Here is a 16,084-nt window from a genome sequence, read left to right on the forward strand (position 1 = left end):
TTTTTTACAATAAAAATCATATTACTTCTTGATTGCAATTCCAACAAAAATTGACAATTTTTTTATTAACTTTATAAAATATCTTTTTAAACCTTTCCAAATTCCAAAATATTTTCTTAAATGTATCGTTATTAGAGGGATTATCGACATTTTAAAAAATATATATTTTAAAACTAATTTTACTTTTAATTTTTATCCTTTTTTATATATTCGGGTTTCTATACTCCCAATAAATTCAACACTACATTTACGTTTATCAATCTGCTCCAAATCAGATTTATCTTTCTTTAGATGCTCTACAATTTTATTGTAGTCACCCTTAATTACAATAGGCTCAATAAGATTTTTACTCTTTATATATAACCTTTTTCCAAACGCTCTTTCATCAGCTTTAAACTCCTTTAAATTGCCAACCAAATACTTTAATAAAGGTGAATGAGAATATACAACTCCCAGTTTATAAATTCGTTTAATATAAACCTCCCCATGTCCCCATATCTTCTCGAAAGTTTTATTTTTCAAATCCTCTTTAGGTAATCTTGGTATATCGACCAAAATATGATAATGAATAGTTCCACGTTTTTGAAAAGAGCGTATAGCTATATATTTAAAATCACCATATCGCCAACGCATTCGTTTAATCCAATTATCAAAATCCTTACTCGCTTCATTAATGGTAACCTCTTCTTTCTTATAGGTTAAAGTAATAAACATGTCATTCACCTTGAAGTTCAAGATAATAATATGGATAAATTTATCTATTTCACTATTTTTCAGTTTTCTTACTTTAGATAAACCTTTCTCTTGTACATCTAAATATAGCTTCTCACTAATACTTTTACTTGTAGCCTTAACTTGAGCAGTAGGTATTGATTTTTCATATTTAATTACTTTTACGTAATTACCCAAATCAATCAATTTACAATTATAACTCTCCATTCTATTCCTCCTTTTTAACTTTCACTTAAACAAAGGAGGAAAATAAAAAAATATCCGAGAGGTTAATAAATTTTTTAAAAAAATATTATAATTGTGAACAAAATGTGAACAAAACATCTATTATCTATGTGGCCTACAACTTTTAGCTAATACAACCTTATTAAGAATAACTTTCTAATATTTACTATTAATAAATAAACTTCTATATACACCTTACTTTACTGAATTTCATTATCTCAAAATCCCCTTTAATTACTTTCAAAGTTAGCTCTTCTCTGCTACGCAGAGGGACTTCGTCCTAATATAATTAATAGTTAATTCATTTTTACTACTACCACTTACAACAAGTTATCGAGAGAACTATATATACTTATTAAAATAAGGATAGAATTTATAAAAAATTAAAACCACTCGAATCAACAAGTGGTTAAATTTAATGTATTATTTAATTTAAATGATTACTCTTCTGCTCCATGCTCTAATAAATATTTAATAGTAACATTTGCTCCTTCTTCTTTTGCAATCATTAAAGGAGTAATACCTCCCGCTAATTTTACATTTGGATTAGCCCCAGCTTCCAATAATACTTTTACTACATTATCTTGGCTGGATCGGACTGCCCAAATTAAAGGTGATTCTCCATGATCTTCGTACAAATTAGGATCAGCACCTTTCTTTAATAATTCTTTAACTAACTCAATATTTCCCTCACCTGACGCACGTGCTAATTTAGTAACTCCGTAATCATCTACATCATTAATATTAGCAGAGGAACTTGAAGTGCTTAATGACTTATCTTCCTTCTTAGTCTCTTCTTTCACTTCATTCTGCGATTTATTCTCTTCTTTTTTAGCATCGGAGGAATTAAATAAATTTAACGAATTACTTTTTAATTTATCCTCTATGTTAAGACGTTCCGCTATTACCGAACGTATAGACCAATAATTTTGTTCTAATGCCTTCAATGACTTATCGTCTAAAACCTCTATACGTTCATTGTGTAACATTAATCCATTTGCAGCATTAAATAAGAGTTGTAATCCTCTAAGTAGCTCTTTTTCCTCTTCACTAAAATTTGAAGAAACTTTATCCATATCGTTTAATTGCTTATCCATCCACTTGATTCCATCATTATTTTTAACAGGTTTATTTTCTTCAACAACATAATTAATCTCATTGAAAGCCTCGAGAGCACTATTATAAAATTCTTCACTCCTACCTTTAGACGTATCACTAAAAGCACCTAATTTTGAGGCAATAATTATAATAACTATTATAGTAAGTGCCCATACACTCCTACGTTTCCATATGGGATTATTCTTTTTCACCTCTGTAGATGACCATTTTCGCATCTTTTTCCCTCCTGCCACCTTCTAAAAACCATATTTTTACAATTTATTCTTCATATTTATTATTTCTCCTTCCTTAATAAGCATAAATTCGACAGATTTCATATTTTATTAATTGCACTTTATCCTTTAATTTACAAAAGGGATTATTCACAATAAAGTGGTACGCTAAAGCGTACCACTTTTCTAAAAATTATATGGTATCTTTCTCCATAAAGTCAACTGATAAAAGTTGGGTGGGGATTAAGATGACTAAAAAAGTTATAGTAAAAATACATGAACTAACTAAAGAAAAAGGAGTATCCTTAAGAGAGTTATCGAGATTAACTGATATTCGTCACGCAGCTTTAAGTGAATTAGCTAATCAGAAGAGACAAAATATTAACTTTAAACATATAGAGAAGATTGCTGAGACTTTTAATATTGAGGATATTAGAGAGATTATTGACTTTGATAAAAATAATTAATAAAAAGCACCCACAGTTAAATGGGTGCTTTCCTAATTTTAATATTTAAATTTATCCTTCCATGTCATCTTCTTCGCTAACATCAAATATATCTAAATATTCTTCTTCCTGTAATTCATCATTATCCTCTATAATTTCAATTTGCAATCTATTTAACTCTGCATCTACTTGGTCCTTTATTTCGTTCCCCAAACTCTGTAAAAATTCCACCTTTAATTGCGGTGACCATACCCCTCGAGCAATATTTTCCCGATAGCTATCAATCAAGTTAGGTATTATTACCACAAAGCAATACATTGCTAAAATGTTAGTTAGCCTATTACCCCCATGCATTAACCATCTACCCTGGTATTCTTCCTCCCAAATTCTGCATGTACCTGTCAAACTAACCTCAATTAACATTACTTCTCCTTCATATTGAAGTTGTGGTCGAACAGCCTTTAAATTCTCATTATTAAATAAAAATGCAAGAGTCCCTAGAATAGTAGAAATACGATTTCCCATTCCCCTCATAGCATTAACATTATCTCTTGTTTTTCCTGCATAACTTTTTAAAGCTGTAACATACATATTATGTTGGGGTGAAAGCGGACTTTGTCTTAAATCAATATACCTTTTAAAAATCCAATATAATAAATCTTCTGTTACCGGTAATTGGGCTACGTCTCTTTCTCCCCATCTATCTATTGGCAAACAATCTGTTAGAATGGTTTTTGCTAGAGTAACGCCCTTAAACACAATGCACTTCACCTCATTATTATATTCAAATAATAAGACTTCAGCTTGATATTGATTAACCCTTTCTTCCCTAGGTTTGAGTAATCCTTCAAATCCATACCAATACTCTTCTTTTCTAGCCCGTTCTGTCGAACAGTTAAAAAAGAGATATTTTACTTCCCTACCACTAAATTCAATTACTTCAGGATTAGCTAAATTAAAATTGGGTATTTCAGTGATAGACGAACTAAGTGGCCTATCATTCCAATTAATATTATTCTCCATATAGCGATTATTTCCAATAAGTCCTTGAGCAGCTTCTATATTTTGCACCCCTGGAAATTCAAACATAGAAAAAGTTTTCATTAGGTGTATTCCCCTCTCTCTTATCCCCTTGAAGAAATTAATTTATGTTTATTTGATCCTAATTCGAAAAAGAATAATATCAAGAAATAACAACATACTTTAGGTATTAACTTACTAGTAGCAGGTCTAATTTGTGAAGTTATATTCCCTTCTATTAAAGAAGTTGCATTTGATAAAATTAGAGCGTTTAAATGTATATCTCCTTCAATTTCCTTATGTCCAATTGCCTTTTCTAAAGATACGGATATATATTTGATATTAGTAGTATCAATAGTTTCTCTTTCAAAATTCTCTTGATTGCTTATTGCCATAGACACCCAGTGAGGTATCCAGATATAAAGATTTAATCCACCTAATTTTTCAAAAAAGAATTTGAACACTTCATTCCTATAATTCACTTTAACTTCCATAAAGAGTTTTTTCTGTTTTTGTGCCGTTCCTAAAGGTAAATAAGTAGTATCTTTTCTATCATTATTTACAATTTTCACACCAAAGTTACCCAGATGTCTAAAAAATTCCATAACCGCATTTATCAAAAATGTGATAAATGCTTGATTAACCACAAACTCAGTCTTGCTTTGTTTTATATTATCGAAAAAATCAGGGTTTAATACTCCTTTAAAGTAGTTTAAAGGCTGAAATCCAAAAATATAAATCATTACTATAGCTAAAAGTGGACTACCAAGAGTAACCCACTTTACAAAACCTTTTCTAATTTTAAATATAACATCCATATATTATACACCATCACTAATTAATATAAGTTATCAGCTTTTGCACTTGATCGAGTATAGAAATATCATCAGCCAATAATACCCCATTATTATAAAGTTCTAAATCATATTTTAATGGCGAATCGCTTCCTTGACAGCTTATACTAACAGACTTTATGTCTATACTTTCATCAAAAGCAAGCCATTCAAGTTCCTTAAATAATTTATCTAAAATGTGATATTTTTCTTTACTATCTATAGGTCTATTCAACCTTTGAGTATAATCTTTTATAAATTCTTGCTCTTCTCCAGGAATTGAATCTATAAATGTTATATTATTGATATGACAACTATTGATTATAGCAAATTCTAACATTTTAAGGAAGTTTATGGGGGTTATTATTAATTGCTTAACTGGTAACTCCCTTACACCTTCCAAAACATATTTATAACCTCTTTTTCCATAATCATAAGGAATGGCCACCAAGTTGTCATTGAAAATAAGAATTTCTTTACCAAACTTCTGTATCAAACAATTTACTGTTTGTTGCTTATCAAAAATATGAAAAATCTTATATTGTAGCATAGCCATCCCTCCCTATCAAAATCAATAATAATTCTAATCCTATTCTACACATTATGTACCTAAATGTCATCTTCCAATACGGAATATCTTTACAATCATTCATTTTTATAGCAATATGCTGATTATCAATATCGTCTTAAACTATTGTTCCTAATATTATCTATACTAATCCTATGTTAAGATTATTTCTATTATTTTAATCTCAATATTGCTTTTCCTCCAAATATTTTTTACTAATCTTTTCCTTTAAATAATTTTTATCAATCTTTTATTTCAATAATAAGTATCCGTTTAGGAAGTATATCTATTTCCTTACTATAAAATTCAGGATTAATTACATAATTGCTTTTTATGTCACTTAAGTTTATCTCATATGGTTTTACACTTTTATATCCAGCACTCGCTAAAAAGTTTGGTGCACCTTTACGATACAATTCGTTAAATCTAGGACATTTAACTAAACATCTCCACGGGAGGCATCTTCTATCCTTATGTAAAGCAAAAAAACTCTTATTTGCTCCTTTTTGAAAAGCTTCTCTTACAATATCTAAAGGTACAACCGTACACCCCAGTTGTTTTTTCTCATATTCATCTACACAATGCCAATACTTATCTAAAGGCTCTTCTTCAATATGGTTATAAAAACAATACAAAGGAATACAATTATTAGCTTTTGAATATCTCTCTAATATATTAATTTGATATTCATCTTTTACTTTATGCCTTAGCTTGGCATACTTCCCCTCTGGTGATATCTTTTTTGCCTGAATAGCATATCTCCACCACCCTGTTGAATTCGAACCTATCCACCATTCCCAATCTAAACCTGTAAATTTTTCATTACCTTTATTGGCTTTTGATACAACTACATTTTTTAATTCGGCACGCATTATATCCAATAAATTAATGTCTGTTATAGTTTCTTCAGACTGCCTACAATTTAAATTTTCTCCATATTCAATTCTTTCCCATGTATCCTCCGCCAATTTTTCGAAAAGTTGAATAGTATTATTACTCATTTTTCTCCCCACTCCCCCCATAAAACCTCTTATAAAAATTGAATAATATAATAAAAATATACACCTAAAAAAAAGAACAATCTATAATAAAATTGTTCCTTTTTTAAAAATTATATTTATAAATGTTCCTGATTCATTTCAAGAGTATTCTCCAAAAACACAAGTTCAACTTTCCGCTTTACTATCACTTGTGATACGGTTCACCACGATTAATCCGAAACGCTCTATACACCTGCTCAAGCAATACTAATCGCATTAATTGATGTGGTAATGTCATCTTCGAAAAAGAAAGAGATTCGTTTGAACGCTTCATTACTTCAGAACTAAGCCCCAGTGATCCACCAATTACAAATGTGATCTTGCTCTTTCCATATGTAGCAAGGCGATCTATACTTACCGCAAATTCTTCTGATGATTTTTGTTTTCCTTCTATAGCTAACGCAATGACATGCGTATCATCAGAAATTTTATCCAGTATACGAATACCTTCTTTTTCTTTTACAATTAACATTTCTGCTGCACTTAAATTTTCTGGTGCCTTTTCATCTGGCAATTCAATTACTTCTACTTTTGCGTAAGAAGATAATCGTTTTAAGTATTCTGCTATACCTTGTTTTAAGTATTTTTCTTTTAATTTTCCGATTGAAATAATCGAGATATTCACATTTATTCCCCACCTTACAAACACGTTATCCACAGGACTTATCCACATATCCACAAATGTTACCCACATATTGTGTGAGAATCTGTGTTCGATACAACATATGTCGCCTCATTTTGACAAAATTCACATGTTTTTTTCTCTTCTTCAGAGTTATCCACATTGTTAATAACCGGTGCGACTTCACACTCATCCACAATGATATCTAATGCTAATTCAACATGTTCTAAACAACAAGGTAAATTCATATTCTTCACCTCACTTTTCTACAATAGAAAACAGGAGGTAGGCCCTCCTGTTTTTAATACTTTTGAATGCCTAATTTCACCGTTGTTGTCGCTCGTTTTGTACCACGATAAAACGTAAGAGTCATTTTATCATTAATTTTTTTATTATATAAGGCCGTGCGGAACCCAATAATATCGTGCACCGCTTTTCCATCTACCGCCACAATAACATCATGTTCTCTAAGACCCGCATCCGTACCTGGCGAAGGACTTTTCACATCTAAAATGCAGACCCCTTCTGTTACGTTACCTGGTAAGTGTAATGTTTTTGACCAATAGTAACTCGGAATCTCATTTAATGATCTTAGTTCAATCCCAACGTAAGGTCTTCTTACTTTACCGTACTTTTCTAGTTCATTCATAATAGGAACAGCTCTCGTAACTGGAATAGCTAGTCCAATTCCTTCTACTTCTTTTGCTGCAATTTTCATTGAGTTAATACCTATTAATTGTCCCGCTACATTTACAAGCGCTCCACCACTATTACCTGGATTAATCGCCGCATCTGTTTGCAATACTTCTACTTGCCAATCGTAATGTCCATCTTGATCTAAATCTACAGGAACAATACGCTCATTAGCCGAAATAATACCTTGTGTGACAGTTCCGGAAAATTGTAACCCCAGTGGATTTCCAATCGCAATAACTGGTTCTCCTCTACGAACGGTATTAGAGTCGCCAATTTCAATCACTTTCTTCACATGCTTCGCATCTATTTCTAGTACAGCTAAGTCCGTGACTACATCGGTTCCTAATACTTTACCTGGAATTTTCTTACCGTCACTTAAGCTCACTTCAATACGATTCGCCCCAGCAACAACGTGGTTATTCGTTACAATATACGCATGTCCATCTGTTCTCTTATAAATCACACCAGAGCCTGTACCAGCTTCCGAATCAGCCTCTGAAAAATTGTCTCGTTGAATATTAATAACACCAACAACAGCCTCTGAAGCACGATCAACAGCGTCTACAAAGCTAATCTGTTTAACAGGAACATTTCCACTTTGAGCTTCAGCCATATTTTTTTCACTTGCTTCAGCTTGCGGAAGCTTACCTGCATGATTTGAAAATAAAGGAGCTCCAAACGCAAATAATGAAGCCCCTACAATTGTCCCCGCTATGCTAGAAATGACAATACCTTTATGTTTCTTTTTGCCTGCACGTTTAATACGATATTTTTCTTCATCAATAAAGGACATATTTGTTCACCTATCTTCCTGAAAACAACTATATTCACCTTTATTGTTTACTAAAATGAAGAATTATACGTATTGAATTTTCGTAGGCACTTTTTGATCCGTATCATGTATTTCAAAGGATTCTCCAACCCCAAAACCTTTTTCTTCTAATACTTGTGATACAGACATACGCGCTAATTCTTTCATATTATTATCTAAGCTTAAATGTGCTAAATAAATGTGTTTTGTCTCATCTGTAATAACATCAGCCATCGCTAATGCAGCGTCCTCATTACAAACGTGGCCAACGTCGCTTAAAATACGTCGCTTAATGCTCCATGGATAGCGTCCCATACGAAGCATTTCCACATCATGATTGCTTTCAAACACGAAAGCATTTGCTCCCTTAATAACACCTTTCATACGGTCACTTACGTAGCCCGTATCTGTAATAAGAGCTAATTTTCTATTATTGTTATGAAAAGCGTAAAACATCGGTTCCGCCGCATCATGAGAAACACCAAATGATTCAACTTCAATATCCCCAAATGTTTTCACGTCTCCTACTGAGAAAATGAATTTTTGATCAGTTGGGATATTACCTATTAAATGTTCCATTGCATTCCATGTTTTCTCGTTCGCATAAACAGGTAAATCATATTTACGCGCCAATACACCTAATCCTTTAATGTGATCACTATGCTCATGTGTTACAAGAATACCTGATATGTCATTTATATTCAGTTCAGCTTGTTTAAATAAAGCCTCTGTCGCTTTACCACTTAAACCTGCATCGACAAGCAGTTTTTTTTCATCTGTTCCTACATATAGCATATTCCCTGTACTTCCACTTGCAAGTACACTAAAATGCATGCTCATTCTTTCTCACTCCATTATGTTCTTCCGGCACTTGAGTTTCCCCTAATTCCATAACTTGTCCTTCAATTGCATTCACAAAAAAATCCTTTTTTTGTTCTGTCTTTAAGTTCCATGTTGGAGCAAGCACTTGTATATTAGAAGAAGACTCCGCAAGAGTCGCATATCCAATCTGCGCCTCTTTCACGTGCGTATTTTCTGCAATTTTATTTTTCAAATATATATTTTCTAAAGCTATTTGAGCAGTAATAATTTCTTGTTCTTTCGTCTTTTCGCTTTCGCCCATTTCCTTCAAATCCGTTAACATTGTTTGTGTATATGAAATAAGCTCATTTTTTTCATTTAAATCTACAACAATCATCGCACGATTATTGTAGAAGATTGGTTTATCTTTATACTTTTGAAAGAAGTAAATTTTTGAGTCCTTTATTGCTCCAAACTCATATTTTTGTCCATCCAGCACATAATTTTTCAAAAACTCATTATACTTATCTTTTGACAATGATTTTGTATTTAAAAAAGGCTCTTTTAATTTACCCTCTATTTGATATTCCTCTTGCACATGCGCTGTCTGATTTTTTAAAGATTGCACATCTTCTTCTTTGAAACCCTTATTTTTTGCCATTATAAATGACTCTTTTTTCGGTTCTTTAGGGAAATTTCCCATAGTAATTTTTTCGGCTTTTAATTGTTGATCGATTTTCGTTTCCGTCACAAGTTCTAATTGATTACTATCTTGCTTTTGAATGAACTGAAAGATAAGAAAGAGGTCTAAAACAAAAAAGGTCACAATAAATATGGTTTTAATTCGATCCCAATCCATTTAGTCCCCCCTCACTCCACTCATATATTTGTTGCTTACCATCTTCTTCACATTTTACATACCATATCGGCTGTAAGACAGCGATTCTTACATCACTGATGGACGGTTCCAATGACATTTTATAACCAATACCAACATCCTGAATTGATTTTTTATCAATTTCTGGATTATTCTCTAATGATGTCATCACTGTACGACCTGATGCGAGAGAAGTTGTTTGTTGTTTACTAGGCAAAGTAATACTGAACTCAAAAAAGGGTCTTTCATACTGCATAATTTCACCTGAACCCCATACTTGTTTTAATTCTGCTATTCCATTTGCATTAAATACAGGCAAACCATCCTCATATAAACGGAATGAAGTTTTCCTCCCATTAATATAATCAAAACGATAGGACTTCAAGGATCCACTATGCCCACTTACAAAGTCAAAACTTTTTTGTAAAACTACCGCATTATCCGTAGATTTATCACCATGTACAGCGGAATTTTTATATTTCAACATTGCATCCGATTTATCAATTTCCATAGAACGAATGCCATCTGTAAATGTTTCCTTTGTTTTCTCAGAAATAGGACTTAAATAACGTGGATCACTAAATAAAGCATTTTTAAATGGATCCACTTCTAGTTTAGCTGTAATATACTCTGCCTTACTTAATTCCGTAATCCCCTCTGGTAAAAAAAGTTTTTTTGTATCATTTATTTGATACTCAAAATATGGTCTTGCTACTGTTATAAGTTGATTTTGAGCATTTATAATATCCTTTATATAAGCACCACTCAATGTTGCTTGATATATTTTATGAGGAGTATCATAGGAAACAAAGCTAACTTTAATTTCTTGGTCCTTACTTCTAGAAGGATCAATTATAATACGATTAAAACTTCTGTTACTTTCTATGTTTTTATCTTTAATATTAAACATATTTTTAATCGTATCTAACGGGATATTTGTAGGAAAAACAAATTCAATTTTTTCTTCTCCGTGTACATAAGACAGAAAATCACCTTTAGGGACTGTCCCCGTTATTTCCTCGAAATTATGTAATTCTCCGTTTTCAAGAATTTTATAGATCAAATCCACATTTTCCTTTTTTTCGCTTACATAATGATTTTTCTCTTTATGAATAACGACAGAGGATGGGCGAACAACCTCCGAAATCTTTATCGTATTTATCTCTTCGTTACCTTGAACGAACTTTGTATTTTGCATAGAAGTAGAATCAGGAACATATGTCCACAAGTTAAAAGTAAGAAATAGACTAATGACAACCAAATTAATTAGAACTATCGTTTTAAAGTTTTCCATACTCATTCCCAATCGTCCTCTTCATCTGTCGCCATTGGCAATGTGAAATAAATAGTTGTCCCTTTTCCTTCCTCACTTTTCGCCCAAACCGAGCCGCCATGTGCCTCAATCATTTCTTTCGCAATAGCTAACCCAAGACCTGTACCACCCATTTGTCTCGAACGCGCTTTATCTACACGATAAAAACGTTCAAATATTTTATCTACATTTTCTTTCGGAATTCCCATTCCTTGATCACTCACACTAATCTCTAATAACTCCCCGCGGTCACGTAGGCGATATGTTACTGTACCACCTTCTGGCGAATATTTTAGTGCATTGGAAATAATGTTATATAAAACTTGTGTAATTTTGTCTGTATCCATATCAATAAATCGAGATTTTTTAGAGAAAGATCGTTTGAAGCTTACATTTTGCTCTTTAGACATTTCAAAACGATCGATAACGTTATTAAAGAAATCAGTAAAGTCGACCCATTCCTTCATTAAGCGATGTTCTGTACTATCTAGTTTAGATAGTTGTAACAATGCATTTACAAGCCTGATCATTCTTTCCGTTTCTTCTTGTGTAACCGTTAAAAATTGCGGTGCAATATTGGGATCTTGCCATGCTCCATCAGTAAGTGCTTCTAAGTAACTGCGCATCGTTGTTAACGGCGTTCTTAACTCATGAGATACGTTCGCAACAAACTCACGGCGCTCTTGTTCTATCCGCTCCTGCTCTGTTACATCATATAATACAGCAATTAAACCATTTGCCTTCCCTGTTTCTTTTTGAATAACAGAGAAACTAGCACGTAAAATATATGGTTCATTTCTCGTACTAAAATCTAATAAAACTGAATCAGGCTCTTCATATAAATGATCCAGTGTAAATTCTTCTTGTATTCCTAGCACTTCTAACACTGATTGATCTAGCGCCGTTTCACGCGAAACATTTAACATCTTTTCCGCAGGATCATTTAATAAAATGATATCCCCTTTTCGATCAGTAGCAATTACTCCATCTGTCATATGTGATAAAACGGATGATAATTTTCGTCTTTCACTTTCTGTGGAGGAACGAGCTTGTTGTAATTTTTTAGATAAATTGTTAAAAGATAATGCTAATTGTCCAATCTCATCGTGACTATGCACCTTTACTTTTCGCGAATAATTTCCTTTCGCCATTTCAATTGCTTGTCTTCGCATATCTGAAATTGGTCTCGTAATTGTTTGAGCCAATAAAATTCCAAGTACAGCTGTTACTAATAAAGCAATTACTGTACCCGTTGCGAAAATTTGGTTGATGTCCTTCATTTGTTTATACACATCTTCCATAGATGCAACGATATGAATGACACCAAGTACCTCTCCGCCTGGATCTTTTAGAATAGGGGTAATCATAACTTGAACTCGATGACCTGTATTTCCATCTTTCTCAATCTTTGACTCTGGTTTCTTTTGTACCATTACCCGTTGTACAGCTGTATCTGCTGACGTTCTTCCTACCTTATTTTGCTTAGACCCGTCTGAAATTGCCATTAATTTTTTAGTAGAATCAATTACACTTACTTCTTGAATATCTTTCTTACGATCTGATGCAAATTTTTGAATCGAATCATTAATAGCTTTATCTACTGATTCTGTTTTAGGACGTTCTTTTACAAACTCTTGCTTCAGGTTATAAGAAAGTAGATTTGTTTGCTGCGTTAAGGAATCTTGAAAGCCTTTTACAAGGCTTTTTTCTAATTCCCTGACGAAATATACACCAATTACTTGCATTGCTATTAATATTAACAGCATATATATGAGCACAAATTTTAAATGAATAGATTGAAAAAAACCAACTTTCTTCATATACTATTCCTGTTCTGGGTCACGCAAGTAATACCCTACCCCACGTCTAGTTACAATTAAAGTAGGATGACTTGGATTATCTTCAATTTTTTCGCGTAAACGACGTACTGTTACGTCTACTGTACGTACATCTCCAAAATAATCATAACCCCAAACTGTTTGTAATAAATGTTCACGAGTCATAACTTGACCTAAATGCTTCGCTAAATAATGTAGTAATTCAAATTCACGATGTGTAAGCTCAATGCTTTCTTCACGCTTTGTTACACTATAAGCGTTCGAATTGATAACGATTGGTCCAATAACCATTTCGGTATTTTCTTCTTTCTCTGCAGCACCACCCTGCTGATGGCGACGTAAATTCGCTTTCACACGAGCAAGTAACTCCCTCGTACTAAATGGCTTCGTTACATAATCATCTGCTCCAAGCTCAAGCCCTAATACTTTATCAATTTCAGAGTCTTTTGCTGTAAGCATAATAATTGGCATTTCTGAGCTTTTACGTATTTCACGACATACCTCTAAACCGTCTTTTCCCGGTAACATAATATCTAATAAAACCATATCTGGCTGTTCTTCATTTGCTTTTTCAATCGCCTCATCACCATCATGCGCCATTACAATTTCAAAACCTTCTTTTTCTAGGTTGAATTTCAAAATATCCGCAATTGGCTTTTCATCATCAACTACTAAAATTTTCTTTCCCATCATCGTCTATTTCCTCCTTATAAAAATATGATCAATAATCCTCAAACATATTGGTGTTTCTATAGTATGTTCCTATATGACAACAATCTTAGTCTAAGTATTTCTCCTCTATTCTCATAGACTCATGTATCATCCACTTTTACACGGAATCCTATACGATCTATAGAAAAACCTCTAGCTTCAACTGCTAGAGGCTCCTCATTCTATTGTAAAATAACTACCCACATTTGTAAAACTGGACAAAATAAAAAGGATATTAAGTGGGCCCACTTAATATCCTGAGAGTGGCTCGGGACGGAATCGAACCGCCGACACGAGGATTTTCAGTCCTCTGCTCTACCGACTGAGCTACCGAGCCAAAACTATATATAAAACCACTAATGGTGGTATAAACAAAAGTGGCGGTCCCGACCGGGGTCGAACCGGCGATCTCCTGCGTGACAGGCAGGCATGTTAACCACTACACCACGGGACCAAAAATGAACATAAAAAAAACATGACCCGTACGGGATTCGAACCCGTGTTACCGCCGTGAAAGGGCGGTGTCTTAACCACTTGACCAACGGGCCACGAAAAATAAAATGGTGAGCCATGAAGGATTCGAACCTTCGACCCTCTGATTAAAAGTCAGATGCTCTACCAACTGAGCTAATGGCTCATACTCACCAACGTCATATTTTCGTGACGACAAGACATATCATAACATGATATCTTTCATTTTTGCAATACCTTTTTTTATTTTTTATAAAAAATTAAGAAAAAACTCATAAAAATATGAGTTTTTTCTTAAAAAAATCAATTTTTTATATCAATTAAGCTTCGTATACGTTACGAACGATATTTGTTTGATTACGATCTGGTCCAACCGAGAACATAGATAATTGGATTCCTGTTAATTCAGAAACACGCTCTACGTATTTTCTTGCATTTTCAGGAAGCTCATCCAATGATTTCACAGCAGTAACATCTTCTGTCCAACCTGGAAGCTCTTCATATACAGGCTCACATTTCGCTAAAATGTTTAAGTTAGCTGGAACTTCATCGATAACTTCGCCATTGCATTTGTAAGCAACACAAATTTTAACAGTTGGAATACCTGTTAATACATCGATAGAGTTTAATGATAAATCTGTTAAACCACTAACACGACGTGCATGTCTTACAACAACGCTATCGAACCAACCTACACGGCGTGGACGACCCGTTGTTGTTCCGTATTCACGACCAACTTCACGAATTTGGTGACCGATTTCATCATTAAGTTCAGTAGGGAATGGACCATCACCAACACGGCTTGTATATGCTTTACATACACCTACAACGCGAGTAACTTTCGCAGGACCAACTCCAGTTCCAACTGTTACACCACCAGCAATTGGGTTAGAAGATGTAACGAACGGGTACGTACCGTGGTCGATATCAAGCATAACACCTTGTGCACCTTCAAATAATACACGATTATTGTTATCTAGTGCATCATTTAATACGACAGATGTATCGCATACGTAATGTGCGATTTGTTGTCCGTATTCGAAGTACTCTTCAAAGATTTCTTCTACGCTGAAACCTTCTGTATCGTACATTTTTTCAAACAAACGATTTTTCTCCACTAAATTACGCTCAAGCTTCTCTTTAAATGCTTCACGGTCTAAAAGATCAGCCATACGGATACCAATACGAGCAGCTTTATCCATATATGCAGGACCGATACCTTTTTTCGTTGTACCGATCTTGTTATCACCTTTACTCGCTTCTTCTAATTCATCTTGTTTTAAGTGATAAGGTAAAATAACGTGTGCACGGTTACTTACACGTAAATTATCAGTACTTACACCACGATCGTGTAAGTATTTTAACTCTTCAAGTAATGCTTTCGGATCTACTACTAAGCCATTTCCGATTACACAAATTTTCTCTTTATAGAAAATACCAGATGGAATTAAGTGTAATTTATATTTAACTCCGCCGAAAACAATTGTATGTCCCGCGTTATTTCCACCTTGATATCTTGCAACTACTTCCGCATGCTCAGAAAGAAAATCAGTGATTTTACCTTTTCCTTCGTCGCCCCATTGTGTTCCTACAACTACTACTGAAGACATTATTAAAGCACCTCCGCAATTTTCAAACGATCTATTCAAACAATATAATTGTACCAAAACAGAAAGAGAAGTCAACCAAAAAGCGAACATTTTTTTATCGAAAAACGTTTTCGTTCGTAAGAATTACATATTCACCTTAT

Annotated in this window: 16 protein-coding genes and 4 tRNA genes; 1 reads left to right on the plus strand and 19 read right to left on the minus strand. The window is 33.4% G+C overall.

Annotation, left to right across the window (positions count from 1 at the left end; all coding sequences use genetic code 11):
* Positions 1 to 192: 192 nt before the first annotated feature.
* Together MHH66_RS27205 and MHH66_RS27210 are read right to left on the minus strand one after the other, a co-directional pair.
* Positions 193 to 939 (minus strand): rolling circle replication-associated protein, encoded by a 747-nt coding sequence (locus MHH66_RS27205; RefSeq protein ID WP_070178744.1) that lies wholly within the window; start codon positions 937 to 939, stop codon positions 193 to 195.
* 458 nt (positions 940 to 1,397) lie between these two features.
* Complete coding sequence (locus tag MHH66_RS27210) at positions 1,398 to 2,291, minus strand: ankyrin repeat domain-containing protein (protein WP_078184998.1); 894 nt, start codon at positions 2,289 to 2,291, stop codon at positions 1,398 to 1,400.
* A gap of 245 nt (positions 2,292 to 2,536) precedes the next feature.
* Between MHH66_RS27210 and MHH66_RS27215 the strand changes: the two genes are divergently transcribed.
* Positions 2,537 to 2,755, plus strand: coding sequence for a helix-turn-helix domain-containing protein (locus MHH66_RS27215; RefSeq protein WP_078184997.1), 219 nt, complete (start codon positions 2,537 to 2,539; stop codon positions 2,753 to 2,755).
* 51 nt (positions 2,756 to 2,806) lie between these two features.
* On the opposite strand, the gene MHH66_RS27220 is transcribed toward MHH66_RS27215, so the two are convergent.
* From MHH66_RS27220 to MHH66_RS27300, 17 genes are all read right to left on the minus strand, one after another.
* Positions 2,807 to 3,838, minus strand: coding sequence for a hypothetical protein (locus tag MHH66_RS27220; protein WP_078184996.1), 1,032 nt, complete (start codon positions 3,836 to 3,838; stop codon positions 2,807 to 2,809).
* A 20-nt stretch (positions 3,839 to 3,858) separates the two neighbouring features.
* Positions 3,859 to 4,572, minus strand: coding sequence for a hypothetical protein (locus MHH66_RS27225; RefSeq protein WP_078184995.1), 714 nt, complete (start codon positions 4,570 to 4,572; stop codon positions 3,859 to 3,861).
* Between the two features lie 16 nt (positions 4,573 to 4,588).
* Positions 4,589 to 5,137, minus strand: a complete 549-nt coding sequence (locus tag MHH66_RS27230; protein WP_078184994.1) for a hypothetical protein — start codon at positions 5,135 to 5,137, stop codon at positions 4,589 to 4,591.
* 260 nt (positions 5,138 to 5,397) lie between these two features.
* Positions 5,398 to 6,156, minus strand: coding sequence for a DUF6615 family protein (locus tag MHH66_RS27235; RefSeq protein WP_131828951.1), 759 nt, complete (start codon positions 6,154 to 6,156; stop codon positions 5,398 to 5,400).
* Between the two features lie 184 nt (positions 6,157 to 6,340).
* Positions 6,341 to 6,820 (minus strand): 23S rRNA (pseudouridine(1915)-N(3))-methyltransferase RlmH, encoded by a 480-nt coding sequence (rlmH, locus tag MHH66_RS27240; RefSeq protein ID WP_002130178.1) that lies wholly within the window; start codon positions 6,818 to 6,820, stop codon positions 6,341 to 6,343.
* A gap of 59 nt (positions 6,821 to 6,879) precedes the next feature.
* Positions 6,880 to 7,065 (minus strand): CxxH/CxxC protein, encoded by a 186-nt coding sequence (locus MHH66_RS27245; RefSeq protein ID WP_001052825.1) that lies wholly within the window; start codon positions 7,063 to 7,065, stop codon positions 6,880 to 6,882.
* A gap of 53 nt (positions 7,066 to 7,118) precedes the next feature.
* Positions 7,119 to 8,306 (minus strand): S1C family serine protease, encoded by a 1,188-nt coding sequence (locus MHH66_RS27250; protein ID WP_002035000.1) that lies wholly within the window; start codon positions 8,304 to 8,306, stop codon positions 7,119 to 7,121.
* Between the two features lie 63 nt (positions 8,307 to 8,369).
* Positions 8,370 to 9,164, minus strand: a complete 795-nt coding sequence (locus MHH66_RS27255) for an MBL fold metallo-hydrolase (protein ID WP_002143955.1) — start codon at positions 9,162 to 9,164, stop codon at positions 8,370 to 8,372.
* Positions 9,148 to 9,984, minus strand: coding sequence for a two-component system regulatory protein YycI (locus MHH66_RS27260; protein WP_063219290.1), 837 nt, complete (start codon positions 9,982 to 9,984; stop codon positions 9,148 to 9,150). Before MHH66_RS27260 ends, MHH66_RS27255 begins: the two co-directional genes overlap by 17 nt.
* A complete protein-coding gene (locus tag MHH66_RS27265; protein ID WP_063219291.1) occupies positions 9,965 to 11,302 on the minus strand; it encodes a YycH family regulatory protein in 1,338 nt (445 codons plus the stop codon). Before MHH66_RS27265 ends, MHH66_RS27260 begins: the two co-directional genes overlap by 20 nt.
* Entirely contained in the window at positions 11,299 to 13,134 is a 1,836-nt protein-coding gene (walK, locus tag MHH66_RS27270) for a cell wall metabolism sensor histidine kinase WalK (RefSeq protein ID WP_002143958.1), read from the minus strand. The genes MHH66_RS27265 and walK overlap by 4 nt, the downstream gene beginning before the upstream one ends.
* 3 nt (positions 13,135 to 13,137) lie before the next feature.
* A complete protein-coding gene (gene walR / locus MHH66_RS27275; protein WP_000971867.1) occupies positions 13,138 to 13,845 on the minus strand; it encodes a cell wall metabolism DNA-binding response regulator WalR in 708 nt (235 codons plus the stop codon).
* A 282-nt stretch (positions 13,846 to 14,127) separates the two neighbouring features.
* Positions 14,128 to 14,200 (minus strand) — tRNA-Phe (locus MHH66_RS27280).
* A gap of 41 nt (positions 14,201 to 14,241) precedes the next feature.
* A tRNA-Asp gene (locus MHH66_RS27285) sits at positions 14,242 to 14,317 on the minus strand.
* Between the two features lie 22 nt (positions 14,318 to 14,339).
* A tRNA-Glu gene (locus MHH66_RS27290) sits at positions 14,340 to 14,411 on the minus strand.
* A gap of 13 nt (positions 14,412 to 14,424) precedes the next feature.
* Positions 14,425 to 14,500 (minus strand) — tRNA-Lys (locus tag MHH66_RS27295).
* Between the two features lie 154 nt (positions 14,501 to 14,654).
* A complete protein-coding gene (locus MHH66_RS27300) occupies positions 14,655 to 15,944 on the minus strand; it encodes an adenylosuccinate synthase (protein ID WP_002034994.1) in 1,290 nt (429 codons plus the stop codon).
* Positions 15,945 to 16,084: the final 140 nt, after the last annotated feature.

The organism is Bacillus sp. FSL H8-0492, from assembly GCF_038006145.1.
Classification (GTDB): Bacteria; Bacillota; Bacilli; order Bacillales; family Bacillaceae_G; genus Bacillus_A; species Bacillus_A mycoides.